17 protein-coding genes, 1 tRNA gene and 1 pseudogene are annotated in these 24,405 nt (G+C 70.5%); 12 read left to right on the top strand and 7 right to left on the bottom strand.

Annotation, left to right across the window (positions count from 1 at the left end):
- The first annotated feature begins 169 nt into the window (after positions 1-169).
- Positions 170-1,075, top strand: a complete 906-nt coding sequence (locus ACIA8N_RS00960; protein WP_365785364.1) for a DUF4184 family protein — start codon at positions 170-172, stop codon at positions 1,073-1,075.
- Between the two features lie 211 nt (positions 1,076-1,286).
- Here ACIA8N_RS00960 and ACIA8N_RS00965 read toward each other — a convergent pair.
- Both ACIA8N_RS00965 and polA read right to left on the bottom strand, forming a co-directional pair.
- Positions 1,287-1,934, bottom strand: a pseudogene (locus ACIA8N_RS00965) (serine hydrolase); the annotation flags it as partial.
- 326 nt (positions 1,935-2,260) lie between these two features.
- Positions 2,261-4,972, bottom strand: a complete 2,712-nt coding sequence (gene polA, locus ACIA8N_RS00970) for a DNA polymerase I (protein WP_365785362.1) — start codon at positions 4,970-4,972, stop codon at positions 2,261-2,263.
- 121 nt (positions 4,973-5,093) lie between these two features.
- Between polA and ACIA8N_RS00975 the strand changes: the two genes are divergently transcribed.
- From ACIA8N_RS00975 to ACIA8N_RS01010, 8 genes are all read left to right on the top strand, one after another.
- Positions 5,094-7,403, top strand: a complete 2,310-nt coding sequence (locus ACIA8N_RS00975; RefSeq protein WP_365785360.1) for an FdhF/YdeP family oxidoreductase — start codon at positions 5,094-5,096, stop codon at positions 7,401-7,403.
- Between the two features lie 58 nt (positions 7,404-7,461).
- The gene (locus tag ACIA8N_RS00980; protein WP_030206147.1) at positions 7,462-7,956 is read left to right on the top strand and encodes a hotdog fold thioesterase; all 495 of its coding nucleotides are present in this window, start codon (positions 7,462-7,464) and stop codon (positions 7,954-7,956) included.
- A 250-nt stretch (positions 7,957-8,206) separates the two neighbouring features.
- The gene (locus ACIA8N_RS00985) at positions 8,207-9,091 is read left to right on the top strand and encodes a trypsin-like serine protease (protein ID WP_365785357.1); all 885 of its coding nucleotides are present in this window, start codon (positions 8,207-8,209) and stop codon (positions 9,089-9,091) included.
- Positions 9,092-9,570: 479 nt separating this feature from the next.
- Complete coding sequence (locus ACIA8N_RS00990; protein WP_399415740.1) at positions 9,571-10,797, top strand: branched-chain amino acid ABC transporter substrate-binding protein; 1,227 nt, start codon at positions 9,571-9,573, stop codon at positions 10,795-10,797.
- A 100-nt stretch (positions 10,798-10,897) separates the two neighbouring features.
- Entirely contained in the window at positions 10,898-11,827 is a 930-nt protein-coding gene (locus tag ACIA8N_RS00995; RefSeq protein ID WP_365785353.1) for a branched-chain amino acid ABC transporter permease, read from the top strand.
- A gap of 5 nt (positions 11,828-11,832) precedes the next feature.
- Positions 11,833-13,668 carry a branched-chain amino acid ABC transporter permease gene (locus ACIA8N_RS01000; RefSeq protein WP_365785351.1) on the top strand — a complete coding sequence of 612 codons (1,836 nt, stop codon included), beginning with the start codon at positions 11,833-11,835 and terminating at the stop codon, positions 13,666-13,668.
- Between the two features lie 2 nt (positions 13,669-13,670).
- Positions 13,671-14,744, top strand: coding sequence for an ABC transporter ATP-binding protein (locus tag ACIA8N_RS01005; RefSeq protein ID WP_365785349.1), 1,074 nt, complete (start codon positions 13,671-13,673; stop codon positions 14,742-14,744).
- On the top strand, positions 14,741-15,457 hold the full coding sequence (locus ACIA8N_RS01010) for an ABC transporter ATP-binding protein (RefSeq protein ID WP_361849479.1): 717 nt from the start codon (positions 14,741-14,743) through the stop codon (positions 15,455-15,457). Before ACIA8N_RS01005 ends, ACIA8N_RS01010 begins: the two co-directional genes overlap by 4 nt.
- An 85-nt stretch (positions 15,458-15,542) precedes the next feature.
- Here ACIA8N_RS01010 and ACIA8N_RS01015 read toward each other — a convergent pair whose 3' ends face one another.
- Positions 15,543-16,199: an ANTAR domain-containing response regulator gene (locus ACIA8N_RS01015; RefSeq protein WP_030547198.1), complete on the bottom strand. Its 657-nt coding sequence runs from the start codon at positions 16,197-16,199 to the stop codon at positions 15,543-15,545.
- A gap of 94 nt (positions 16,200-16,293) precedes the next feature.
- Between ACIA8N_RS01015 and ACIA8N_RS01020 the strand changes: the two genes are divergently transcribed.
- Positions 16,294-16,377 (top strand) — tRNA-Leu (locus ACIA8N_RS01020).
- 83 nt (positions 16,378-16,460) lie between these two features.
- A complete protein-coding gene (locus ACIA8N_RS01025) occupies positions 16,461-17,249 on the top strand; it encodes a helix-turn-helix domain-containing protein (protein ID WP_365785346.1) in 789 nt (262 codons plus the stop codon).
- Here ACIA8N_RS01025 and pyk read toward each other — a convergent pair whose 3' ends face one another.
- Complete coding sequence (gene pyk, locus ACIA8N_RS01030; protein WP_365785344.1) at positions 17,250-18,677, bottom strand: pyruvate kinase; 1,428 nt, start codon at positions 18,675-18,677, stop codon at positions 17,250-17,252. It abuts the gene before it with no gap.
- A gap of 146 nt (positions 18,678-18,823) precedes the next feature.
- Positions 18,824-19,507: an SIMPL domain-containing protein gene (locus ACIA8N_RS01035; protein WP_365785342.1), complete on the bottom strand. Its 684-nt coding sequence runs from the start codon at positions 19,505-19,507 to the stop codon at positions 18,824-18,826.
- 159 nt (positions 19,508-19,666) lie between these two features.
- Here ACIA8N_RS01035 and ACIA8N_RS01040 point away from each other — a divergent pair, with 159 nt between their 5' ends.
- Positions 19,667-21,466, top strand: a complete 1,800-nt coding sequence (locus tag ACIA8N_RS01040; RefSeq protein WP_365785340.1) for a 5'-nucleotidase C-terminal domain-containing protein — start codon at positions 19,667-19,669, stop codon at positions 21,464-21,466.
- A gap of 12 nt (positions 21,467-21,478) precedes the next feature.
- Here the strand turns inward: ACIA8N_RS01040 and ACIA8N_RS01045 are convergent, their stop codons facing one another.
- Both ACIA8N_RS01045 and ACIA8N_RS01050 read right to left on the bottom strand, forming a co-directional pair.
- On the bottom strand, positions 21,479-22,891 hold the full coding sequence (locus ACIA8N_RS01045; protein ID WP_365785338.1) for a SidA/IucD/PvdA family monooxygenase: 1,413 nt from the start codon (positions 22,889-22,891) through the stop codon (positions 21,479-21,481).
- Entirely contained in the window at positions 22,888-24,276 is a 1,389-nt protein-coding gene (locus ACIA8N_RS01050) for an aminotransferase class V-fold PLP-dependent enzyme (protein WP_365785336.1), read from the bottom strand. The genes ACIA8N_RS01045 and ACIA8N_RS01050 overlap by 4 nt, the downstream gene beginning before the upstream one ends.
- Between the last annotated feature and the right edge of the window lie 129 nt (positions 24,277-24,405).

The following is a 24,405-nucleotide window of genomic DNA, read 5'->3' on the forward strand; positions in this document are numbered from 1 at the left end:
AACTCCGGCCCGTCGAACACCGGCGCCTGACCGGCTTTCACTCTTTCGTCACCACTCGGCCGCTCCCCGACCAGGGACGGACGGGAACCGAGGGGAGCGTCGGGCACCTCTTGCACTGCGGCCGATGCCACACTCCGGCCGTCACCACCGGAACCTGGGGGAGCTCCCGTTGCCGTTCACGCTGAGTCATGCCGCTGCCGTGCTGCCCGGATTGCGCCGGAACGGGACCGCGCGCGGACCACTGGTCGCGTCGGCTCTCGTCGCCGGCTCCTTCGCGCCCGACATGACCTATTTCGCCGCCACGGCGTTCCCCGGGGCGATGGTCCTCGGGGACGTCACCCACTCCCCCGCCGGGATCGTCACCGCCGACGTCCTGATCACCGCCGCGCTCGTGGCGCTGTGGCTGATGGTGCGTGAGCCGCTCGCGGCGCTGCTGCCCGCCCGGTGGCGCGGGCGGGTGTACGGGCTCGCGCGGGGCGGCGTCTGGCGCGACCGGCATCCGGCGGTGCTCGCCGGGTGGTTCGGTCTCTCCGCGATCATCGGCGCGACGACCCATGTGGTGTGGGACTCCTTCACCCACCTCGACCGCTGGGGCACCCGGGCGATCCCGTTCCTCGGCGACGTCGTGGCCGGGTTCCCGGTCTATCTCTATGCGCAGTACGGGGGTTCGGCACTGGCGCTGGGGCTTCTGGGCTGGTTCGTGGCGCGGGCGCTGCGCTCCGCGGGTGCGGGCGTGGAGCTGCCGGCCCGGGTGCCGGTACCGGGACGGCGCGGGCGGCTGTTCGCGGTCTGCCTGATCGGCGGCTGTGTCCTCGCCGGGGTCGCGCACCGGGTGCTGCGCTGGGCCGCGTACTGGGGCTGGGACCGGATCGAGACGCCCCTGGACGTCATTCCGACGGCCTGCTTCGGGGCCGGCGCGGGGCTCGCCGTCGGGCTCGTGCTGTACGGGGCGGTGGCGCGGCTGCTCCCCAGGCCGCCCACTGCGGTGCCGGATGTCCCGGCCACCCCTCTCCCCGCTCCGGAGGAGAAGGCCGGGGATCCCCGGGCGGAGCGCTCCCGTCAGGAAGCTCGCTGATCGTCTCCGGCGGGGTGAAGCCGCGCGCGGCGGCGGCGCCGGAGAGTCTGCGGTGCACGACGAGGGAGATCCCCTCCAGGGTGCGGACGCCGTACCGCATGGTGGGGTTGTCGTGACTGAGGAGGGCGATCCGGTAGTCGGTCGCCGGCGCGGCGGGGGCGGCCGGCCGTGCGATGCCGATGCTGTGGACGCGCCAGGCGTGGGTGGCCCGGGTCAGCCAGCCGTTCTTGAGGTGGACCTTGACCGTGCGGGGCGCGCCCGCGGTGACACCCCAGGCCTGTTCGCGGACCACCTGGCCCATCAGGTTCAGCGCCTCGGTGCGGCGGGAGACCGCGGCGAGCAGGGCGAGCTGGTCCCGGGCGGTGGTGCGGGTGAGGCCCCAGTAGCGGTCGTGGCCGAGGATCGTGTCCTGCGCTCCGGCCTCGCGCAGGACCCTGTTCAGCCGGGCGCGGGAGAGCCCCTGCCACAGGGCGGTGGCGGCGGTGTTGTCGGAGCGGGTGATCATCGCCTTCATCCGCTGGGTCTCGAGCCGGGTGGGCTCCCGGCCGAGCTCCTCGGCGCGCCCGAGGACGGCCTGCAGGATGAGGACCTTCGCGATGCTGGCCGAGTCGTACTCCAGGGTGTCGCCGAGCCGGCAGCGCAGTCCGCGGCGGGCGTCGTGGACGGCGACCGAGACCGTGCCGTCGCGGCCCTTGAGGGCGGCCGCGATGTCCTGGGAGAGGCGGGCCGCGAGGGCGGGCTCGCGGGTGGAGGTGCAGGGTGCGGGGGCCTGCGCCTTGGCGGGCGAGGCGGTGCCGGACGCCCCGAGGAGGGCGGTGAGGAGGACCCAGGCTCTCAGGCGGGAGCGGCTCGTGATCATGCGCCCAGTCTCGGGAGCGGGGCCGTGAGGCCGCCCCTCGACTGGTCCACCTGGCGCAGGTGCCCCTGCGACCTGGGCCGGACCCGGGGTGCGGGTTCAGGCCCGGAAGCCTAGGCCCGGCAGAGGGCGCCGTCCCGTTGTGCCCAACCGTCCCGCCCAGCGGGACGATTGCCCACAACGGGGGGGCGCGGCCCAAACGGGGTGGGTGGCCCGCAACGGGCCGGCGGCCCGCAAGAGGCGGGTCGCAACGGGATGGCGGGCACCCGGTGGGCCCAGGCAACAACCGGGTGGGCGGGCCCGTAGGGGGCCCGCCCGTCGGCCTGTCGTCAGTGTGCCGCCGAGTCCCAGTCGTGGCCCACGCCGACGGAGACGTCCAGCGGGGCGCGCAGGTCGGCCGCCGCGGACATCTGCTCGCGGACCAGTGCCTCGACCCGCTCGCGCTCGCCGGGGGCGAGTTCGAGCACGATTTCGTCGTGGACCTGGAGGAGCATCCGGGAAGCGAGGCCCGCCTCGGTGAGCGCCCTGTCCACGTTGAGCATGGCGACCTTGACGATGTCGGCGGCCGTGCCCTGGATGGGGGCGTTGAGCGCCATCCGCTCGGCGGACTCGCGGCGCTGCCGGTTGTCGCTGTTGAGGTCCGGCAGGTAGCGGCGGCGGCCCAGCATCGTCTCCGTGTACCCGGTGGCGCGGGCCTCGTCGACGACCCGGCGCAGATAGTCCCGCACCCCGCCGAAGCGCTCGAAGTAGGTGTCCATCAGTCCGCGGGCCTCGCCCGGGTCGATGTTCAGCTGCTGGGAGAGACCGAAGGCGGAGAGTCCGTACGCCAGGCCGTACGACATGGCCTTGATCTTGCGGCGCATCTCGGCGTCGACGGCGGACCGCTCGACGCCGAAGACCTGGGAGGCGACGGTGGTGTGGAGGTCCTCGCCGGAGGTGAAGGCCTCGATGAGGCCCTCGTCCTCGGAGAGGTGCGCCATGACGCGCAGCTCGATCTGGCTGTAGTCGGCGGTCATGAGGGCCTCGAAGCCCTCGCCGACGACGAAGCCGTGCCGGATGGCCCGGCCCTCGTCCGTCCGCACCGGCACGTTCTGCAGGTTGGGGTCGGTGGAGGACAGCCGGCCGGTGGCGGCGACGGTCTGGCTGAAGGTGGTGTGGATCCGGCCGTCGGCGGCGATCGTCTTGATCAGGCCCTCGACGGTGGAGCGCAGCCGCGCCTGCTCACGGTGCCGGAGCATGATCACGGGCAGGTCGTGCTCGGTCTGGGCGGCGAGCCAGGCGAGCGCGTCGGCGTCCGTGGTGTAACCGGTCTTGGTCTTCTTCGTCTTCGGCAGGTTCAGCTCGCCGAAGAAGACCTCCTGGAGCTGCTTGGGCGAGCCGAGGTTGAACTCGTGCCCGACGGAGGCGTGCGCCTCCTTCACGGCCTGCTGCACGGCGCCGGCGAACTGCTGCTCCATCGCCTCCAGATGGTCGCGGTCGGCGGCGATGCCGTGCCGCTCCAGCCGGGCGAGGAGCACCGAGGTGGGCAGCTCGACCTCGTGGAGGAGTTCGCGGGCGCCGACCTCGGCGAGCCGCTCGTCGAAGGCCCCGGCGAGGTCGAGGACGGCCCGCGCCTGGGTCATGAGGGCCTCGGCCTCGGCGGTGTCGTCGGCGCCGAAGGCGAGCTGTCCGTCGGCGGCGGCCGCGGGGGCCAGCTCACGGTGGAGGTACTCCACGGAGAGCGCGTCGAGCGCGAAGGAGCGGCGGCCGGGCTTGACGAGGTAGGCGGCGAGGGCGGTGTCCATGGTGACGCCCGCGATGCTCCAGCCGTGCTCGGGGAAGACCCGCATGGCGCCCTTGGCGTTGTGCATGACCTTGGGCCGGGCGGGGTCGGCGATCCACGTGGACCAGGCCCGCTCGTCGGCCTCGTCGAGCGCGCTCGGCTCGAACCAGGCGGCGGCTCCTCCGGCGGCGGCGAGGGCGATCTCGCTGACGTTCCCCGTGCCGAGGGCCCAGCTGTCGACGGTGGCGATGCCGAGGGGCTCGGTGCCGTGCTCGGCGAGCCAGGGGGCGAGCTCTCCGGAGCCGAGGACGGAGCCGTCGATCTCCACGCCGGCGTCGGGCGCCGGGGCGGCTTCCTCCGCGGCGCCCGGGTCGACGGCGAGGAGCCGCTCGCGCAGCGACGGGTTGCGGATCTCCAGGGTGTCGAGGACGAGCGCGACGGCCCCGCGGTCGTACGGCTCGCGGGCCAGGTCCGTCACGGCCTTCGGCAGCTCGACGTCCCGGACCATCTCGGTCAGCCGGCGGTTCAGCCGGACCGACTCCAGGTGGTCGCGGAAGTTCTGGCCCGCCTTGCCCTTGACCTCGTCGGCGCGCTCGACGAGCTCGGCGAAGGAGCCGAACTGGTTGATCCACTTGGCGGCGGTCTTCTCGCCGACACCGGGGATGCCCGGCAGGTTGTCGGACGGGTCGCCGCGCAGGGCGGCGAAGTCGGGGTACTGCGCGGGCGTGAGGCCGTACTTCTCCTGGACCTTCTCCGGGGTGAAGTGGGTGACCTCGGAGACGCCCTTGGTCGGGTAGATCACGGTGGTGCGGTCGGAGACCAGCTGGAAGGAGTCCCGGTCACCGGTGAAGATCCGGACGTCGAAGCCCTCGGCCTCGGCCTGGGTGGTGAGGGTCGCGATGACGTCGTCCGCCTCGAAGCCGTCGATGGCGAAGCGCGGCACGTTCATCGCGTCGAGGAGCTCGCCGATCAGCTCGACCTGCCCCTTGAACTCGTCGGGGGTCTTCGAGCGGTTCGCCTTGTACTCCGGGAACTCCTCGGACCGCCAGGTCTTCCGCGACACGTCGAAGGCGACCGCGAAGTGCGTGGGCGCCTCGTCGCGGAGCGTGTTCGCCAGCATCGACGCGAAGCCGTAGATCGCGTTCGTCGGCTGCCCCGTCGCGGTCGTGAAGTTCTCCGCGGGCAGCGCGAAGAACGCCCGGTACGCGAGCGAGTGCCCGTCCATGAGGAGCAGGCGGGGGCGGGTGTCTGCGGGGTTCTTCGATGCTGTCTCGGCCACACCACGATCCTGCCACGGACGACTGACAATCCCGTCCACACGGCGGAGGTGCCTGGCTGTCCGTCCCGCGTGACAGGATCGGAGACGTACGCCGCAGGATTACCGCTCAAGGGAGAGCGCGATGGTCAGCAAGCCGCCGGTCGGTGACCCGGTCCAGGACGCACCGCAGGTCACGCCGCCCCAGCACGCCGCGGCGGGCCTGCCCGCCGTCGGGCACACCCTGCGGATCGCCCAGGAGCAGATGGGGACGCTGCGCACCGCCCGGACCCTCCTGAAGGTCAACCAGAAGGACGGCTTCGACTGTCCCGGCTGCGCCTGGCCCGAGGCGGACAAGCGGCACGTGGCGGAGTTCTGCGAGAACGGGGCGAAGGCGGTCGCCGAGGAGGCGACGCTGCGCCGGGTGACCCCGGAGTTCTTCGCCGCGCACCCGGTGGCGGACCTGGCCACCCGCAGCGGGTACTGGCTGGGCCAGCAGGGCCGGATCACCCAGCCGATGCTCCTGGAGAAGGGCAGCGGGAAGGGGGGCGCGCCGGAGGGCGGCGAGCGGTACGAGCCGGTGACCTGGGAGCGGGCTTTCGCGATCATCGCCGAGGAGCTCCGGGCGCTCGGCTCCCCCGACGAGGCGCTCTTCTACACCTCGGGACGGACCAGCAACGAGGCGGCGTTCCTGCTCCAGCTCTTCGCCCGCGAGTTCGGCACGAACAACCTGCCCGACTGCTCCAACATGTGCCACGAGTCCTCGGGCTCGGCCCTGACGGAGACCATCGGCATCGGCAAGGGCAGCGTCTCCCTGGAGGACCTGCACCGGGCGGACCTGATCATCGTGGCCGGGCAGAACCCGGGGACGAACCATCCGCGGATGCTCTCGGCCCTGGAGAAGGCGAAGACGGCCGGCGCGAAGATCATCTCGGTCAATCCGCTGCCCGAGGCCGGCCTGGAGAAGTTCAAGAACCCGCAGACCCCGCAGGGCATGCTCAAGGGCGCCGCGCTCACCGACCTCTTCCTGCAGATCCGCATCGGCGGCGACCAGGCCCTGTTCCGGCTCCTCAACAAGCTGGTCCTCCAGACGCCCGGCGCGGTCGACGAGGAGTTCGTACGGGAGCACACCCACGGCTTCGAGGAGTTCGCGGCGGCGGCGAAGGAGGCCGACTGGGACGAGACGCTCGCCGCCACCGGACTCGACCGGACCGCGATCGAGCGGGCCCTGGAGATGGTGCTCGCCTCGGAGCGGACCGTCGTCTGCTGGGCGATGGGCCTCACCCAGCACAAGCACTCCGTGCCGACCATCCGCGAGGTGGTCAACTTCCTGCTGCTGCGCGGCAACATCGGCCGGCCGGGCGCCGGGGTCTGCCCGGTCCGCGGTCATTCCAACGTGCAGGGCGACCGCACGATGGGCATCTTCGAGCGGCCCGCGCCCGCCTTCCTCGACGCCCTGGACAAGGAGTTCGGGATCGTCTCGCCGCGCCACCACGGCTTCGACGTGGTCCGTTCGATCCAGGCGCTGCGCGACGGCGAGGCGAAGGTGTTCTTCGCGATGGGCGGCAACTTCGTGGCGGCGACGCCCGACACGGAGGTCACCGAGGCCGCGATGCGCACCGCGCGCCTGACCGTGCACGTGTCGACGAAGCTGAACCGCTCGCACGCGGTCACGGGCACGCGCGCGCTGATCCTGCCGACCCTGGGCCGCACCGACAAGGACGTGCAGGCCAGTGGCAAGCAGTTCGTGACGGTCGAGGACTCGATGAGTCTGGTGCACGCCTCGCGCGGCAACCTGCCGCCCGCCAGTCCGCACCTGCTGTCCGAGCCGGCGATCGTGGCACGGATGGCCCGCGCGGTCCTCGGCGCCGGCTCGGCCACCCCCTGGGAGGAGTTCGAGGCGGACTACGCCACGATCCGGGACCGCATCGCGCGCGTGGTGCCCGGTTTCCAGGACTTCAACGCCCGGCTCGCGGCGAACCCGGGCGGCTTCGCGCTGCCCCACGGCCCGCGCGACGAGCGCCGCTTCCCCACCAAGACCGGCAAGGCCAACTTCACGGCGGCGCCCGTCGAGTACCCGAAGGTGCCCGAGGGGCGGCTGCTGCTGCAGACGCTGCGCTCGCACGACCAGTACAACACCACGATCTACGGCCTGGACGACCGCTACCGGGGCATCAAGGGCGGCCGCCGGGTCGTCCTGGTCCACCCCGAGGACGCGGCGGCCCTCGGCTTCGCCGACGGCGACTACGCGGATCTGGTGAGCGAGTGGACGGACGGCAGCGAGCGGCGGGCTCCCGGCTTCCGGGTGGTGCACTACCCGACGCCCCGGGGATGCGCGGCGGCCTACTACCCGGAGACCAACGTCCTCGTGCCGCTGGAGTCGACGGCGGACATCAGCAACACCCCCGCCAGCAAGTCCGTGATCGTGCGTCTGGAAGAATCCGCTCCCGCCTAAGCGTTTGCTCAGGCAGCTCAGGAAGATCAGCCGTACGAAGATTGAACGGAGTCGGGCCATGGGTGAACAGCAGCACGTGAAGTTCCCGCAGGAGGTCATCGACGAGTACGCGGCGCTGGGCGTCGACCTCCCGGCGCTCTTCTCCGCCGGGCACCTCGGGAACCGGATGGGCGTCCAGATCCTGGAGGCCTCGGCCGAGCGGGTCGTCGGCACGATGCCGGTGGAGGGCAACACCCAGCCGTACGGCCTGCTGCACGGCGGCGCTTCCGCGGTGCTCGCCGAGACCCTCGGGTCCATCGGCTCGATGCTGCACGGCGGAGTCTCGAAGATCGCGGTCGGCGTCGACCTGAACTGCACCCACCACCGCGGAGCGCGCAGCGGCCTGGTGACCGGCGTCGCGACCCCGGTGCACCGCGGACGCTCCACCGCCACATACGAGATCGTGATCACCGACGAGCAGGACAAGCGGGTCTGCACCGCCCGGCTGACCTGCATGCTGCGCGAGATCACCGCCAAGGACGCGGGCGACCTGCCGGAGGCCGGACGGGCCTGAACCGTCCGCTCCGGGCGGGCGACCCGCCCCGGAGCGGCACACGGACGGACGGCACGCAGACAGCCAGCACGTCGAAGGAAACGGCGCGGCGCGGGACGGGGCGACCCTCCCGCGCCGCGCCGTTCCCCTCTCCGCTCCCTTCAACTTCCTTACCCCCGGCCCCTCTTGCCCCACGCGGCCACAGCCGCTTCACTGGCGAACCTCCCCCACAGGAGAACACCCGATCCACTCACACACCGAGGGGTTCTTCGTGACCGCCGTTCGCACCACCTACGCGCTGACCACAGTCACCGCCGCCGCCTGCGCCGCCGTCCTCGCCACCGCGATCCCGGCCTCGGCGATCAACTCGTACAACGCGGCCCCCGCCCCCGAGCGCACCGAGGTCGGCGCGCTCGTCGCGACCTGGGACAACGACGGCGACCCCGCCACACCGGACCGCGTCGACTGGGTCTGCTCCGGCACCATGATCGACGCGAACACCTTCCTCACGGCCGCGCACTGCACGACGGACTGGCCGGACAACGTCCGCTTCCACGTCTCGCTCGACCAGGACGTGCAGGCCGGCCTCGACAAGGCCGCCGCCGCCCACCCGGGCGACCCGGCCGCCCAGGCCCGCAGCGTGGCCGTCGAGGGCACCGCCCACAACCACCCCGCCTATCCCGGCCCGGCCTCCGACACCCACGACATCTCGGTGATCGAAGTGCCCGCCTCCGCCATGAAGGCCCGCTGGTCCTTCACCCCGGCGACCCTCCCCCGGGCCGGCGCCCTCGACGCCCTCGGCGCACAGGGCCTGAACACCACCCCCTTCCTGGTCGCCGGCTACGGCACCGAGGAGTCGAAGCGCGGCCCGGGCGGGCACACCCACCCCGGCGGCGGCGTCCGCATGAAGGCGCCGGTCTCCTTCGACGCGCTGAACCCCGCCTGGATCCGGCTCGCCATGACCGCGCCCCAGGGGAACGGCGGCGCCTGTTACGGCGATTCGGGCGGCCCCAACTTCGCGACCCTGAACGGCACATTGACCCTGGTGGCCACCACGATCACGGGCGATTCGCCGTGCTACGCCACCAATGTGACGTACCGACTGGACAGTCCCGGGGCGCGCGCGTTCCTGAAGCCGTACGTGCAGCTCCCCTGACCTCTCCCCTCACACTGAGTGACGTTCGCGCGGGTGGGAAGGGACGGGATCCGTTGAGGACCGATGAGCCGTTCCGTCCGCTGAGGTTTCTGCCACTGTCCGATATCCGGAGAGTCGGCCGACGCCTCGGACAGGAGCAAGATTCACTCAAGCCCCTTAGCGGAACTGCACGTTCTCACTATGTGAACACTGCATTACAGACCGCTATGCCCCGGTTTTCCCACCCGCCGAACACACTCTTTCCCCGTCGGCATAACAAGACAGTCACATCCTTCCCTCGGCGCTCCCCGACCCTCCCCACCTGCGCTTAGAGTCACCGCCAGTCACCGCGCCGCCGGGCGCGTCCTACTGCACGGCCCTGTACCAACCCAGTACGGCCCGGCGTTCCAAAAACGGCACCCCTCGCTCCGCAGCTTCACGGCACCGCCTCATCCGAGGGGGCCGCGCCAGGGAAAGGACCCTTCGTGCGAAACCGTTCGATGCTCATACTCACCACCGCGGTCACCGCGGGAGCACTCACCCTCACCGCCTGTGGTTCGCGCGACGACAAGGACGGCGCGGCCAAGGGCGGTGACGGCGGCAACGTCACCGTGACCATCGGCCTCGACGCCCCCCTCACGGGCGAGCTCTCCGCCCTCGGTCTCGGCATCAAGAACTCGGCCGACCTGGCGGTCAAGACGGCCAACAAGAAGGAATACGTCAAGGGCGTGACCTTCAAGCTGGAGTCCCTGGACGACCAGGCCCAGCCCTCCGCCGGCCAGCAGAACGCGACCAAGTTCGTCGCCGACAAGACCGTCCTCGGCGTCGTCGGCCCGCTGAACTCCGGTGTCGCCGAGGCCATGCAGAAGGTCTTCGACGACGCGAAGCTGGCGCAGGTCTCCCCGGCCAACACCAACCCGGCCCTGAGCCAGGGTGTCAACTGGGCCTCCGGCGACAAGAAGCGCGGCTACAAGTCGTACTTCCGCACCGCCACCACCGACGCCATCCAGGGCCCGTTCGCGGCCCAGTACGTCTTCAACGAGGCCAAGAAGACCAAGGCCTTCATCATCGACGACAAGAAGACCTACGGCGCCGGCCTCGCGGGCACCTTCAAGGGCGAGTTCGAGAAGCTCGGCGGCAAGGTCCTCGGCACCGAGCACATCAACCCGGACACCAAGGACTTCTCCGCGGTCGCGACCAAGGTGAAGAGCTCCGGCGCCGACGTCGTCTACTACGGTGGCGAGTACCCGGCCGCCGGCCCGCTGGCCAAGCAGATCAAGGAAGCCGGCGCGAAGGTCGTCGTCGTCGGCGGCGACGCGCTCTTCAGCCCGGAGTACGTGAAGCTGGCGGGCGCCACGGCGGCCGAGGGCGACTTCGCCACCTCCGTCGGCGCACCGATCGAGTCCCTCGCCTCGGCCAAGGACTTCCTGGCCGACTACAAGACCGGTGGCTACAAGGAGGCCTACGAGGCCTACGGCGGCTACTCGTACGACTCGACCTGGGCCATCATCGAGGCCGTCAAGAAGGTCGTCGACGGCAACGGCGGCAAGCTCCCGGACGACGCCCGCGCCAAGGTCGTCGAGGCCGTCCAGGGTGTCTCCTTCGAGGGCGTCAGCGGCAAGGTCGCCTTCGACGAGTTCGGTGACACCACCAACAAGCAGCTGACCGTCTACAAGGTCGAGGGCGGCGCGTTCAAGCCGGTCAAGTCCGGCACCTTCGGCGGCTGATCCCCACCCCACCACTCACGCACCACCTTCACCGCGCGGGGGGCCGCACCAGGCGCCCCGCGCGGTGTCACATCCGTCGAAAGTCTCGGAGGACAATGCGGTGAACGAACTGCCGCAGCAGCTGGTCAACGGCCTGCTACTGGGATCCATGTACGGGCTCGTCGCCGTCGGCTACACGATGGTCTACGGCATCGTCCAGCTCATCAACTTCGCCCATGGCGAGATCTTCATGACCGGCGGCTTCGGGGCCCTGACGGTCTGGCTCATCCTTCCCGGCGGCACCAGCATGTGGGTCGCGCTGCCCGTCATGATCATCGGTGCCGTGGTCGTCGCGACGACCATAGCCATCGGGGCGGAACGGTTCGCCTACCGTCCGCTCCGCGGCGGCCCCCGCCTCGCCCCGCTCATCACGGCCATCGGCCTCTCGCTCGCCCTGCAGTACGCCGTATGGGTCTGGTACCCGGAGGCCAAGTCCGCCCGGACCTTCCCGCAGATCCCCGGCGGCGCCATCGAGCTCGGCCCGGTCACCATCCAGACCGGCGACGTCTTCCTCCTCATCGCCGCCCCGATCTGCATGGCCTTCCTCGCCTTCTTCGTCATGCGCACCCGCGTCGGCCGCGGCATGCAGGCCACCGCGCAGGACCCGGACACCGCGAAGCTCATGGGCGTCAACACCGACCGGATCATCGTGATCGCGTTCGCCCTCGGTGCCGCGATGGCCGCCATCGGAGCCGTCGCCTACGGCCTCAAGTACGGCGTCGTCGACTACAAGATGGGCTTCCTCCTCGGCCTCAAGGCCTTCACGGCCGCGGTCCTCGGCGGAATCGGCAACATCTACGGAGCCATGCTCGGCGGAGTCGTCCTCGGTGTCGCCGAGACCATGGCGACGGCGTACATCAGCCACATCCCCGGTATGGAGCAGCTCGGCGGCCAGTCCTGGGCCGACGTCTGGGCCTTCGTACTCCTCATCGTCGTACTCCTCGCCCGGCCGCAAGGCCTCCTCGGCGAGCGCGTCGCGGACAGGGCGTGAGCACCATGACCACCATCTCCGAGAACCCCAAGGCAGCCGCGGCCCCCGAGCCCGCTGCCGAGGCCACCGGCCTCATCGGCTTCGTCCCGGCCACGGCCGCCCGCGCCCTCACCCTGGGCGGCGGCGTCCTCACCGTCGTCAGCTGCTTCCTCGCCTGGACCTGGACCCCCCGCTTCCCCGGCGACCTCACGTACTACGGCTCCCCCGCCGGCCTCCAGATGCAGGTCCTGGTCACCGGCGCGCTCACCGCCCTCTTCGCCCTCTCCTCGTACGGCGTCAAGGGAACCCGCTGGCTGACCCCGGCCGGCGGCGACGCGGCCCTCAAGCTCGCCGCCCTCGCCAACTTCGCCATCACCTGGTTCACCGTCGGCGCCATCAGCATCCAGCTCGGCGGCCCCGTCAACCTGGAGCCCGGCGGCGCGGTCGTCGCACTCGCCTCCCTCCTCGCCCTCCTCGGCGCCCTCGCCCTCCCCTTCGAGCGGCCCAAGGTCCTCCCCGTGGACCCCGAGGACACCTCCTGGGACCAGTTCAAGCACCGCTCCGGCAACGGCTGGACCTCCTTCAGGGCCGCCTTCGCCTCCACCGGCACCGCACGCCGGCTCCCGACGATGCACTCCTCCGTCGAGATCCTGATCATCGCCGGCGTCCTCGCCATCGCCCTCGGCGTCTTCACCTACGGCGTCGGCACCGAGTACGACGAGCTGTTCCTCGGCTTCCTGATCACGGCCGGCCTCGGCTTCGCCGCCGTCAGCAAGTCCGGCCTCGTGGCCCAGGCCACGCAGCTCACCAGCAAGCACCAGAACCTCTCCATCGCGGGCGCGTTCACCGCGGCGGCGCTCTTCCCCTTCACCCAGACCGACGACCAGTACGCGACGCTCGGCGTCTACATCCTGATCTTCGCCACGGTCGCCCTGGGCCTGAACATCGTCGTCGGCCTCGCCGGCCTCCTCGACCTCGGATACGTCGCCTTCCTCGGCGTCGGCGCCTACGCGGCCGCCCTCGTCTCGGGCGCCCCGAGCTCCCCGTTCGGCGTCCACCTCCCCTTCTGGGCCGCCATCCTGGTCGGCGCCGGAGCCTCCCTGGTCTTCGGCGTCCTCATCGGCGCCCCGACCCTGCGACTGCGCGGCGACTACCTCGCCATCGTGACGCTCGGATTCGGTGAGATCTTCCGCATCGCGGTGATGAACACCGACGGCACCTCCGGCCCCGACATCACCAACGGCTCCAACGGCATCTCGTCCATCCCGAACCTCAACATCCTCGGATTCGACTTCGGCGCCGCGCACTCCATCGCCGGCTTCACCATCGGACGCTTCGCCAACTACTTCTTCCTGATGCTGCTGATCATGGCGGTCGTCGTGCTCGTCTTCCGACGCAGCGGCGACTCCCGCATCGGCCGCGCCTGGGTCGCCATCCGCGAGGACGAGACCGCCGCGCTCGCCATGGGCATCAACGGCTTCCGCGTCAAGCTCATCGCCTTCGCCCTCGGCGCCGGCCTCGCCGGCCTCGCCGGCACCGTGCAGGCCCACGTCACCTACACCGTGACCCCCGAGCAGTACCTCTTCGCCGGCCCCATCCCGCCCAACTCCGCCTTCCTGCTCGCGGCCGTCGTCCTCGGCGGCATGGGCACCATGAGCGGACCCCTGGTCGGCGCGTCCCTCCTCTTCCTCATCCCGAACAAGCTCCAGTTCATGGGCGAGTACCAGCTCTTCGCCTTCGGCGTCGCGCTGATCCTCCTCATGCGCTTCCGCCCGGAGGGCATCATCGCCAACCGGCGCAACCAGCTGGAGTTCCACGAGAAGGACGAGACGCCCGCCACGCTCGCCAAGGCAGGTGCCTAACCATGACGACCACCACGAAGACCGCCGACGCCACCACCGCGCCGGCCGCCGGCGAGCCCGTTCTCGACGCGCGCGGGGTCACCATGCGCTTCGGCGGCCTCACCGCCGTCCGCGACGTGAACCTCACCGTCAACAGCGGCGAGATCGTCGGCCTCATCGGCCCCAACGGCGCCGGCAAGACCACCTTCTTCAACTGCCTCACCGGCCTCTACGTCCCCACCGAGGGCGAAGTCCGGTACAAGGGCACGGTCCTGCCGCCCACGTCCTACAAGGTCACCGACGCCGGCATCGCCCGCACCTTCCAGAACATCCGCCTCTTCCACAACATGACCGTCCTGGAGAACGTCCTCGTCGGACGCCACACCAGGATGAAGCAGGGCCTCTGGTCCGCACTGCTCCGCCTCCCCGCCTTCAAGAGGGCAGAGGCGGAGGCCTCCAAGCGGGCCATGGAACTCCTGGAGTTCATCGGCCTCCAGGACAAGGCCCAGCACCTCGCCAAGAACCTCCCGTACGGAGAGCAGCGCAAGCTGGAGATCGCCCGCGCCCTCGCGAGCGACCCCGGCCTCATCCTGCTCGACGAGCCCACCGCCGGCATGAACCCGCAGGAGACGCGGGCCGCCGAGGAACTCATCTTCGCCATCCGGGACATGGGCATCGCCGTCCTCGTCATCGAGCACGACATGCGGTTCATCTTCAACCTCTGCGACCGCGTCGCCGTACTCGTCCAGGGCCAGAAGCTCATCGAGGGCGACAGCCAGACCGTCCAGAGCGACGAGCGCGTCATCGCCGCCTACCTCGGCGAGCCGGTCGAGGCGGAGGCCGCGCCTGCGGAGGCCGCGCCTGCGACGGACGCCGCGGAGACCGACGAGGCCGACGAGGCCGACGAGGCCGACGAGGCCGACGAGGCCACGGAGCCTGCCGAGGACCCGGAGACCGACGAGAACCCGGAGACCGACGAGGCCCCCGCCTCCGACGAGTCCCCGGCCGACGAGGACGAGGACCCGGCCTCCGAGGAGACCCCCGCCTCGGAGGACACCCCGCACGACCCTGCTTCGGGCAAGGAGAACGACGCATGACCGCACTGCTCGAAGTCGAGGACCTGCGCGTCGCCTACGGAAAGATCGAGGCCGTCAAGGGCATCTCCTTCTCCGTCGACGCCGGTGAGGTCGTCACCCTCATCGGCACCAACGGCGCCGGAAAGACCACCACCCTCCGGACCCTCTCCGGACTCCTCAAGCCGGTCGGCGGCCAGATCAAGTTCGAGGGCAAGTCCCTCCGCAAGATCCCCGCACACAAGATCGTCTCCCTCGGCCTCGCCCACTCCCCCGAGGGCCGGCACATCTTCCCCCGCATGACCATCGAGGAGAACCTCCTCCTCGGCGCCTTCCTCCGCAAGGACACCGCCGGCATCGCCAAGGACGTCCAGCGCGCCTACGACCTCTTCCCCATCCTGGGCGAACGTCGCAAGCAGGCCGCAGGCACCCTCTCCGGCGGCGAACAGCAGATGCTCGCCATGGGCCGCGCCCTGATGTCCCAGCCCAAGCTGCTCATGCTCGACGAGCCCTCCATGGGCCTCTCCCCGATCATGATGCAGAAGATCATGGCGACCATCGCCGAGCTGAAGGCCCAGGGCACCACCATCCTGCTCGTCGAGCAGAACGCCCAGGCCGCGCTCGCCCTGGCGGACCACGGTCACGTCATGGAGATCGGCAAGGTCGTCCTGTCCGGCACCGGCCGGGACCTGCTCCACGACGAGTCCGTCCGCAAGGCATACCTCGGCGAGGACTGAGCAGCAGCACCACGAACCGAAGGCCCGCCCCACAGTGCCGTGGGGCGGGCCTTCTTCAGTACGGAGTACGGAGTGCGGGTACGGGCTACTGCCCCTTCGCCGCCTTCTTCTCCTCGGCGTCCTCGATGACCGCCTCGGCGACCTGCTGCATCGACATACGACGGTCCATCGACGTCTTCTGGATCCAGCGGAACGCGGCCGGCTCCGTCAGCCCGTACTGCGTCTGCAGGATCGACTTCGCGCGGTCCACCAGCTTGCGGGTCTCCAGGCGCTGCGAGAGGTCCGCGACCTCCTGCTCCAGGGCACGCAGCTCGGAGAAACGGGACACCGCCATCTCGATGGCCGGCACCACGTCGCTCTTGCTGAACGGCTTCACCAGGTACGCCATGGCACCGGCGTCCCTGGCCCGCTCGACGAGCTCGCGCTGCGAGAAGGCGGTGAGCATCAGGACCGGGGCGATGGACTCGCCGGCGATCTTCTCGGCCGCCGAGATGCCGTCCAGGATGGGCATCTTCACGTCGAGGATGACGAGGTCGGGACGGTGCTCACGGGCGAGCTCGACGGCGGTCTGGCCGTCTCCGGCCTCGCCGACGACCGTGTAGCCCTCTTCCTCCAGCATCTCTTTGAGGTCGAGGCGGATGAGGGCCTCGTCCTCGGCGATGACGACACGGGTCGTCAGCGGCGGGACGTGCGACGTGTCGGCGGCGTCGTCGGCGGGCTGGGGCGACTCGGGGGCGGTCACGGGGGCTCCTCGTTGCGGGGCAGTGCGCTGCACATAGAAGCCTACCTAGCTGCTGGCCGGACTGGTGACCGGGTACACTCCGACTAGCAACGCTGCCGGGTTGGCGCAACTGGCTGACGCTGAGGTCTCAAACACCTCTGTCCGAAAGGACGTGTGGGTTCGAATCCCATACCCGGCACTCTTGCTAAGCGGACGTTCACCTTCGCGTGAATGTCCGCTTTTTGCTGCGCACAGCGATGTCTCCTTGCACAGAGTGATCGCATGAACTTTCACGGCACAGAGGTGCGACAGCGGGCGCTCACGCTACTGCGCGGCGGCGCCAAGAACGCGGACGTGGCCCGCGAGCTCAACGTGCCGCGCGGCACCATCGGCAAGTGGAAGCACATGGACCGCGCCAAGCGGGGCGAGTGTCCGGGCCGGCCCAACCCCAAGTGCCCCCGCTGCGACGGGCGGGAGCTGGACGAGGTCACGTACGCGTACCTCTTGGGGCTCTACCTGGGCGATGGCAATGTGAGCCAACCCCCACAGCATCGGGCGCCGAGCCTGAGGATCACGCTCGACGATCTCTGGCCAGGCGTTCAGAACGAGGCCGAGGCCTCCATGCGTGCGGTTTTCCCCGACAACGCGGTCTCCCGGGCCCGCAAGTCGGGGTGCCATGACATCAAGGTCTACTCGACTCACCTCACATGCCTGTTCCCCCAGCACGGCCCTGGCGTGAAACACAAGCGGCGCATCGTGCTCGAAGAGTGGCAGCAGCACATCGTCCACGCGCACCCGTGGGACTTCATTCGGGGGCTCATCCACTCCGACGGGAGCCGGATCACGAACTGGACGACGCGGCTCGTCGGCGGGGAGCGGAAGCGGTACGAGTACCCCCGCTACTTCTTCACCAACTCGTCCGCCGACATCATCGGGCTCTTCACCGACGCCCTCGACCGTGTGGCTGTCGACTGGAAGCCCACGAACCAGTCGCGCACCGCGCAGAACATCTCGATCGCCCGCAAGGGCTCCGTCGCGCTCATGGATCTGCACGTCGGGCCCAAGCACTGACTACGTCAGCGGGTCGCCGATGTGGTGGACCCTGACCAGGTTCGTCGAGCCTGCCACGCCCGGCGGGGAGCCCGCCGTGATGACGACGACGTCGCCCGGGCGGCAGCGGCCGATCCTCAGCAGTTCCTCGTCCACCTGTGCCACCATCGCGTCCGTCGAGTCCACGTGCGGGCCCAGGAACGTCTCGACGCCCCACGTCAGGTTGAGCTGGGAGCGGGTGGCCGGGTCCGGGGTGAAGGCGAGGAGGGGGATCGGGGACCGGTAGCGGGAGAGGCGTTTGACCGTGTCGCCGGACTGGGTGAAGGCGACGAGGAACTTGGCGCCGAGGAAGTCGCCCATCTCGGCGGCGGCTCGGGCGACGGCGCCGCCCTGGGTGCGGGGCTTGTTGCGGTCGGTGAGGGGCGGGAGGCCCTTGGCGAGGACGTCTTCCTCCGCCGCTTCCACGATGCGGCTCATGGTGCGGACCGTCTCGATGGGGTAGCGGCCGACGCTGGTCTCGCCGGAGAGCATGACGGCGTCGGTGCCGTCGATGACGGCGTTGGCGACGTCGCTGGCTTCGGCGCGGGTGGGGCGGGAGTTGTCGATCATCGAGTCGAGCATCTGGGTGGCGACGATGACCGGCTTGGCGTTGCGCTTGGCGAGTTTGACGGCGCGCTTCTGGACGATCGGGACCTGTTCGAGGGGCATTTCGACGCCGAGGTCGCCGCGGGCGACCATGATGCCGTCGAAGGCGGCGACGATCTCGTCGATGTTGTCGACGGCCTGGGGCTTCTCGATCTTGGCGATGACGGGGAGCCGGCGGCCTTCCTCGTCCATGATCCGGTGGACGTCGACGATGTCGCGGGCGCTGCGGACGAAGGAGAGGGCGATGACGTCGGCGCCGGTGCGCAGGGCCCAGCGGAGGTCTTCGATGTCCTTTTCGGAGAGGGCGGGGACGGAGACGGCGACGCCGGGGAGGTTGAGGCCCTTGTTGTCGGAGACCATGCCGCCCTCGATGACGAGGGTGTTGACGCGGGGGCCGTCGACGGAGATGACTTCGAGGGTGACGCGGCCGTCGTCGACGAGGATGCGTTCGCCTGCGGTGACGTCTCCCGCGAGGCCGGAGTAGGTGGTTCCGCAGCAGGTGCGGTCGCCTTCCATGGGTTCGACGGTGATGGCGAACTCGTCGCCGCGTTCAAGGAGTACGGGGCCTTCGCGGAAGCGGCCGAGGCGGATCTTCGGGCCTTGAAGGTCGGCGAGGACGCCGACGCTGCGGCCGGTCTCGTCGGAGGCTTTGCGTACGCGCTGGTAGCGCTCCTCGTGTTCGGCGTAGGTGCCGTGGCTGAGGTTGAGGCGGGCCACGTCCATTCCGGCCTCGATCAATGCCTTGATCTGGTCGTATGTTTCGGTGGCGGGCCCAAGGGTGCAGACGATTTTCGCTCGGCGCATGGGTCGAGCCTAGAGCTTACCCATCGGTAGCGAGTTGGCGTGACATGACTACTCAACAACCTTTCCGTGAAAGGCTGTTGACAAGACTTGAATCTGTGCGGCGGGGTGCTCCGATGAGCGTTTTCGGCGTCTCCGTGGCCCTCGTCTCAGAGTGCGGGCGGTGCCATGGTGAAGCGTGCGACGACCTCGGCGGTGACCGTCTGGCGCTGGGGTTCGAGGTCGAGCGGGGGCGCTTCTCCGGCTCCTTCGGTGGCGAAGGCCATCGGTGCTCCGGCGAAGGCGGGGTGCATCGGTGCCCCGGGTCCGGTGAGGCCGGCGTCCGAGAGTTCGAGGAGTGAGGCGAGCGAGGTGCCGAGCGCCTCGGCGTACGCGCGGGCGCGTCGTACGGCCTCGGTGACGGCGAGGCGTCGGGCCTCGGCGTAGGCCGGGGAGTCGGGGCGCAGTTCCCACCAGGGTCCGTCGACGCTGGTCATGTCGAGGTCGGCGAGGCGGGTGACGAGTTCGCCGAGTGCGGTGAAGTCGGTGAGTTCGGCGGTGACGCGGACCCGTCCGACGTAGGCGTGGACGCGTTCCCCGCGGCCGCGTCTGCCGAGTTCGGGGGAGATCGAGAGCCTGCCGGTCTCCAGGCGTTGGACCGTGTCTCCGTGTGCCTTGACCAGGTCGAGTACGTGGGCGTTGCGGCGGGTGAGGTCCGCGAGGGTGGCGGAGCGGTCCGTGCCTCGTGCGGAGACGGTCAGCCAGATGCGGGCGAACTCGGGGTCGACTTCGAGGCGTCCTTCGCCGCGGACGGTCACCTGGGGTGCGTCGGGGGTCGAGTGTTCCTGTGTCACGTCGGGGCTCCTCGGTGTTCGGTGGCGAGCGTCCACCGAACACTTTCCCACTCCGTAACCCGGTAGGGCTGTTGCCGACGTGCCGCTGCGGGTCAGAATCTACGCGCGTTGTGCGCCACGGTCGGCGCGGGCGTCACAGAACCAAAGGGGAGAGAACACATGCCGCTGAACCGCAGGACGTTCCTGGAGCGCTCGGCCGCCGCCGGGGCCGGAGTGGCCGTCGCCGGAGCCGTCGCCGTGCCCGCCGAGGCCCACGGGTCCGGCCGCCCGCGTCCGCGGAAGCGGTACTCCTTCACCGTGATGGGCACCACCGACCTGCACGGGAACGTCTTCAACTGGGACTACTTCACGGACAGGGAGTTCGACGACAAGGCGCACAACGACATCGGTCTGGCCAAGATCTCGACGCTTGTCGACCAGGTCCGCGCGGCGAAGGGGCGCCGCAACACGCTCCTCATCGACGCCGGCGACACGATCCAGGGCACGCAGCTGTCGTACTACTACGCCAAGGTCGATCCGATCACGAAGGCCGGGGGCCCGGTCCATCCGATGGCCCAGGCGATGAACGCCATCGGGTACGACGCCGCCGCGCTCGGCAACCACGAGTTCAACTACGGCATCCCGGTGCTGCGGAAGTTCGAGGAGCAGTGCGACTTCCCGCTGCTGGGTGCGAACGCGCTGGACGCCAAGACGCTCCGGCCGGCGTTCCCCCCGTACAGCATGCACTGTCTGCGTACGCCGCACGGCAAGGACGTGAAGGTCGCGGTGCTGGGTCTGACCAACCCGGGCATCGCCATCTGGGACAAGGCGAACGTCAGCGGCAGGATGGTCTTCCCCGGGCTTGAGGAGCAGGCGGCGAAGTGGGTGCCGAAGCTGCGGTCGATGGGTGCGGACGTGGTGGTCGTCTCGGCGCATTCCGGTTCGAGCGGCACGTCCTCGTACGGTGACCAGCTCCCGCACATCGAGAACGCGGCGGGGCTCGTGGCCGAGCAGGTGCCGGGGATCGACGCGATACTCGTCGGTCACGCGCACACCGAGATCCCTGAGTACCGGGTGAAGAACAAGGAGACCGGGAAGGACGTCGTCCTGTCGGAGCCGTTGAAGTGGGGTCAGCGGCTGACCCTGTTCGACTTCGACCTGGTGTGGGAGAAGGGCCGCTGGGTGGTCGAGAAGGTCGCCGCGCAGGTCCTGAACTCGAACGCGGTGGCGGAGGACCCGGAGATCACGGGGCTGCTCGCGGACGAGCACGAGAAGGTCGTCGCGTACGTCAACCAGGTGATCGGCACCTCTACGGCCGTCATGTCGACGGCGGACGCGCCGTGGAAGGACGAGCCGATCATCGATCTGATCAACGTGGTGCAGGCGGAGACGGTGAAGGCGGCGCTCGCGGGTGGCGCGTACGCGGCCCTGCCGGTGCTGTCGCAGGCCTCGTGCTTCTCGCGTACGGCGCGGATTCCGGCCGGTCAGGTCACCATCAAGGACGCGGCCGGTCTGTATCCGTTCGAGAACACGCTGGAGGCGCGTCTGATGACGGGGGCCCAGCTGAAGGAGTACCTGGAGTACTCGGCGAGGTACTACGTCCAGACCGCGGCGGGGGCGCCGGTCGACACGGCGAAGCTGACCAACGCGGGCGGGACGCCGGACTACAACTACGACGCCGTGTCGGGGCTCACGTACGAGATCGACATCGCGAAGCCGGCGGGGTCGCGGATCGTGAACCTGTCCTTCGAGGGGAAGCCGCTGGACCCTGCGGCGAAGTTCGTCCTCGCGGTGAACAACTACCGGGCGAGTGGTGGCGGCGCGTTCCCGCACGTCGCGAACGCCCAGCAGCTGTGGGCGAACTCGGACGAGATCCGTAACACGATCATCCAGTGGGTGACGGCTAAGGGGACGGTGGACCCGGGGCAGTTCGCGTCGGTGGACTGGAAGCTGACCCGGGACGGTGTGCCGGTGTTCTAGCCGGCCCGTCGGTCAGTGCTGCACGAGGGGCGTCAGCTTCCGGTCCTGGGACGGGATGCTCGGCGCCTCTCGTGTCTCCAGGCCGAAGCTGGTGAAGGCGGTGCGGCGGGGCAGCGGGTAGGGCTCCTTGCCGGTGACGGAGTTGAGGATGGTGGCGCTGCGCCAGGCGGCGAGGCCGAGGTCGGGGGCGCCGACGCCGTGGGTGTGCTTCTCGGCGTTCTGGACGTGGACGGCGCCGGTGACGGACGGGTCGAGGACGAGCCGGTAGCGCTCGTCGACGCGGGCGCGGCCTGCGGAGTCGTGGCGGAGGTAGGGGTCGAGGCCGGCGAGCATCCGGTCGACGGGGCGTTCCTGGTAGCCGGTGGCGAGGACGACGGCGTCGGTGGTGAGGCGGGAGCGGGTGCCCTGCTGGAGGTGTTCGAGGTGCAGTTCGACCTGGGTGGTGGCGACGCGGCCCGCGGTGCGGACGCGGACGCCGGGGGTGAGGACGGCGTCGGGCCAGCCGCCGTGCAGGGTGCGGCGGTAGAGCTCGTCGTGGATGGCGGTGATGGTGTCGGTGTCGATGCCTTTGTGGAGTTGCCATTGGCGGGGTACGAGTTCGGCGCGTACGGGTTCGGGCAGGGCGTGGAAGTAGCGGGTGTAGTCCGGGGTGAAGTGTTCGAGGCCGAGCTTGGAGTACTCCATGGGGGCGAAGGCCTCGGTGCGGGCGAGCCAGTGGATCTTCTCGGCTCCGGCGGGGCGGGCTCTGAGCAGGTCGAGGAAGATCTCGGCGCCTGACTGGCCGGAGCCGATGACGGTGACGTGTCCGGCGGCGAGGAGGGTGTCGCGGTGGGCGAGGTAGTCGGCGGAGTGGAAGACGGGGACGCCGGGGGCGTCGGCGAGTGGTTTGAGGGGTTCGGGGACGTAGGGCTCGGTGCCGACGCCGAGGACGACGTTGCGGGTGTAGGCGCGGCCGAGGGCTTCGGCTTCGCCTTCGGGGTCGAGTTGGGTGAAGTCGACTTCGAAGAGGCGTCGTTCGGGGTTCCAGCGGACGGAGTCGACCTGGTGGCCGAAGTGGAGTCCGGGGAGTCTCTCGCTGACCCAGCGGCAGTAGGCGTCGTATTCGGCGCGGTGGATGTGGAACTTCTCGGCGAAGTAGAAGGGGTAGAGCCGTTCGCGGCTCTTGAGGTAGTTGAGGAAGGTCCAGGGGCTGGCGGGGTCGGCGAGGGTGACCAGGTCGGCGAGGAAGGGGACCTGGAGGGTGGCGCCTTCGATGAGGAGGCCGGGGTGCCACTGGAAGGCGGGCTTCTGCTCGTAGAAGGTGGCGGCGAGGCCGCCGGGGATGCCGTGGGCGAGGGCGGCGAGGGAGAGGTTGAAGGGGCCGATGCCGATGCCCACCAGGTCGTGGGGCTGGTCGAGGTCCTGCTGAGGAGTGGTGCCGGTCATCGGTGCGTGCTGCCTTCCACGAGGGTGATGAGCTGTGCCAGGTCGCCGGGGGTGGCGTGGGGGTTGAGCAGGGTGGCCTTGAGCCAGAGGCGGCCGTCGGCGTGGGCGCGGCCGAGGACGGCGCGGCCTTGGGTGAGGAGGGTGCGGCGGATCGCGGCGACGGTGGTGTCGGTGGCGTCGGTGGGGCGGAAGAGGACGGTGGTGAGGGTGGGGCGGGCTCGCAGGTCGAGTCCCGGCCGTTTCTCCACGAGGTCGGCGAGGTCCTGGGCGTGGGCCATGCAGGCGTCGACGAGGGCGCCGAGGCCGGTGCGGCCGAGGGCGCGGAGGGTGACGGCCGTCTTGAGGATGTCGGGGCGGCGGGTGGTGCGCAGGGAGCGGCCGAGGAGGTCGGGGAGTCCGGCGTCGGTGTCGTCGTCGGCGTTGAGGTAGTCGGCGGTGTGGCCGAGGGCGGTGAGGTCGGCGGTGTCGCGTACGGCGAGGAGTCCGGCGGCGGCCGGCTGCCAGCCGAGTTTGTGCAGGTCGATGGTGACGGTGCGGGCGCGGTGGAGGCCGTCGAGGAGGTGGCGGTGGGTGCGGCTGAAGAGGACGGGGCCTCCGTAGGCGGCGTCGACGTGCAGGTCGGCGTGGTGGGCTTCGCAGGTGTCGGCGAGTGCCGGGAGGGGGTCGATGAGGCCTTCGTCGGTGGTGCCTGCGGTGGCGGCCACGAGGACGGGGCCGGGGCCGGTGAGGGTGGTCAGGGCCTGGTGGAGGTCGGCGGGGTCCAGGGTGCCGCGGGGGGTGGGCACGACGACCGGCTCGGGGAGGCCGAGGAGCCAGGCGGCGCGGTGGAAGGAGTGGTGGGCGTTGGCGCCGACGACGGTGCGGAGGGCCGGGCCGTGGCGTTCTCTCGCGAGGAGCAGGGCGAGCTGGTTGGACTCGGTGCCGCCGGTGGTGACGAGTGCGTCGGGGTGGTCGGCCTGCGGGTGGATCTCGGCGGCGAGGGCTGCCGTGATCTGGGCTTCGAGTGCGGAGGCGGCCGGTGCCTGGTCCCAGGAGTCCATGGACGGGTTGAGCGCGGAGGCGGCCAGGTCGGCGGCGGCGGCGAGGGCGAGGGGTGGGGTGTGGAGGTGGGCGGCGCAGAGGGGGTGGGCGGGGTCGGCGGCGCCGGCCGCCAGCGTCCGGACCAGGGTGCGGAGTGCCTCGTGGGGGTCGGTGCCGTGGTGTGGCAGGGCCTCGCCGAGGGCGTCCCGCAGCCGGTGGGCGACGGTCTCCGGGCCGCCGGCGGGGAGTGGTCCGCCTCGCTCCTCGGCTCCGGTGCGGAGGGCGTCGAGGACGGTGTCGAGGAGGGGGCGGAGGGCGTCGGGGCCGGGGGTGCCTCCGGCGAGGGGTGGGGGTGCGGCACGCATGGACGACAGGGTGGCGGGCCCTGGCGGGGGCTGTCCGGGGAGTTGGGGGTTGTGACCCGAACGAGGGACGGCGCCTTGCCGGGCCCGGCACCTCCACCGTGTGGGCAGTCGTCCCGCTGGGCGGGACGA

This window comes from Streptomyces sp. NPDC051822, from assembly GCF_044452745.1.
Classification (GTDB): domain Bacteria; phylum Actinomycetota; class Actinomycetes; order Streptomycetales; family Streptomycetaceae; genus Streptomyces.

Bases quoted from the DNA above. Each gene is read 5' to 3' on its own strand.
- ACIA8N_RS01025 (WP_365785346.1), top strand. From the start codon at position 16,461: ATGAACTTTCACGGCACAGAGGTGCGACAGCGGGCGCTCACGCTACTG.
- pyk (WP_365785344.1), bottom strand. From the start codon at position 18,677: ATGCGCCGAGCGAAAATCGTCTGCACCCTTGGGCCCGCCACCGAAACA.
- ACIA8N_RS01010 (WP_361849479.1), top strand. From the start codon at position 14,741: ATGACCGCACTGCTCGAAGTCGAGGACCTGCGCGTCGCCTACGGAAAG.
- ACIA8N_RS00975 (WP_365785360.1), top strand. From the start codon at position 5,094: ATGGTCAGCAAGCCGCCGGTCGGTGACCCGGTCCAGGACGCACCGCAG.
- ACIA8N_RS01005 (WP_365785349.1), top strand. From the start codon at position 13,671: ATGACGACCACCACGAAGACCGCCGACGCCACCACCGCGCCGGCCGCC.
- ACIA8N_RS01040 (WP_365785340.1), top strand. From the start codon at position 19,667: ATGCCGCTGAACCGCAGGACGTTCCTGGAGCGCTCGGCCGCCGCCGGG.
- ACIA8N_RS01045 (WP_365785338.1), bottom strand. From the start codon at position 22,891: ATGACCGGCACCACTCCTCAGCAGGACCTCGACCAGCCCCACGACCTG.
- ACIA8N_RS00990 (WP_399415740.1), top strand. From the start codon at position 9,571: ATGCTCATACTCACCACCGCGGTCACCGCGGGAGCACTCACCCTCACC.
- ACIA8N_RS00980 (WP_030206147.1), top strand. From the start codon at position 7,462: ATGGGTGAACAGCAGCACGTGAAGTTCCCGCAGGAGGTCATCGACGAG.
- ACIA8N_RS01050 (WP_365785336.1), bottom strand. From the start codon at position 24,276: ATGCGTGCCGCACCCCCACCCCTCGCCGGAGGCACCCCCGGCCCCGAC.
- ACIA8N_RS01000 (WP_365785351.1), top strand. From the start codon at position 11,833: ATGACCACCATCTCCGAGAACCCCAAGGCAGCCGCGGCCCCCGAGCCC.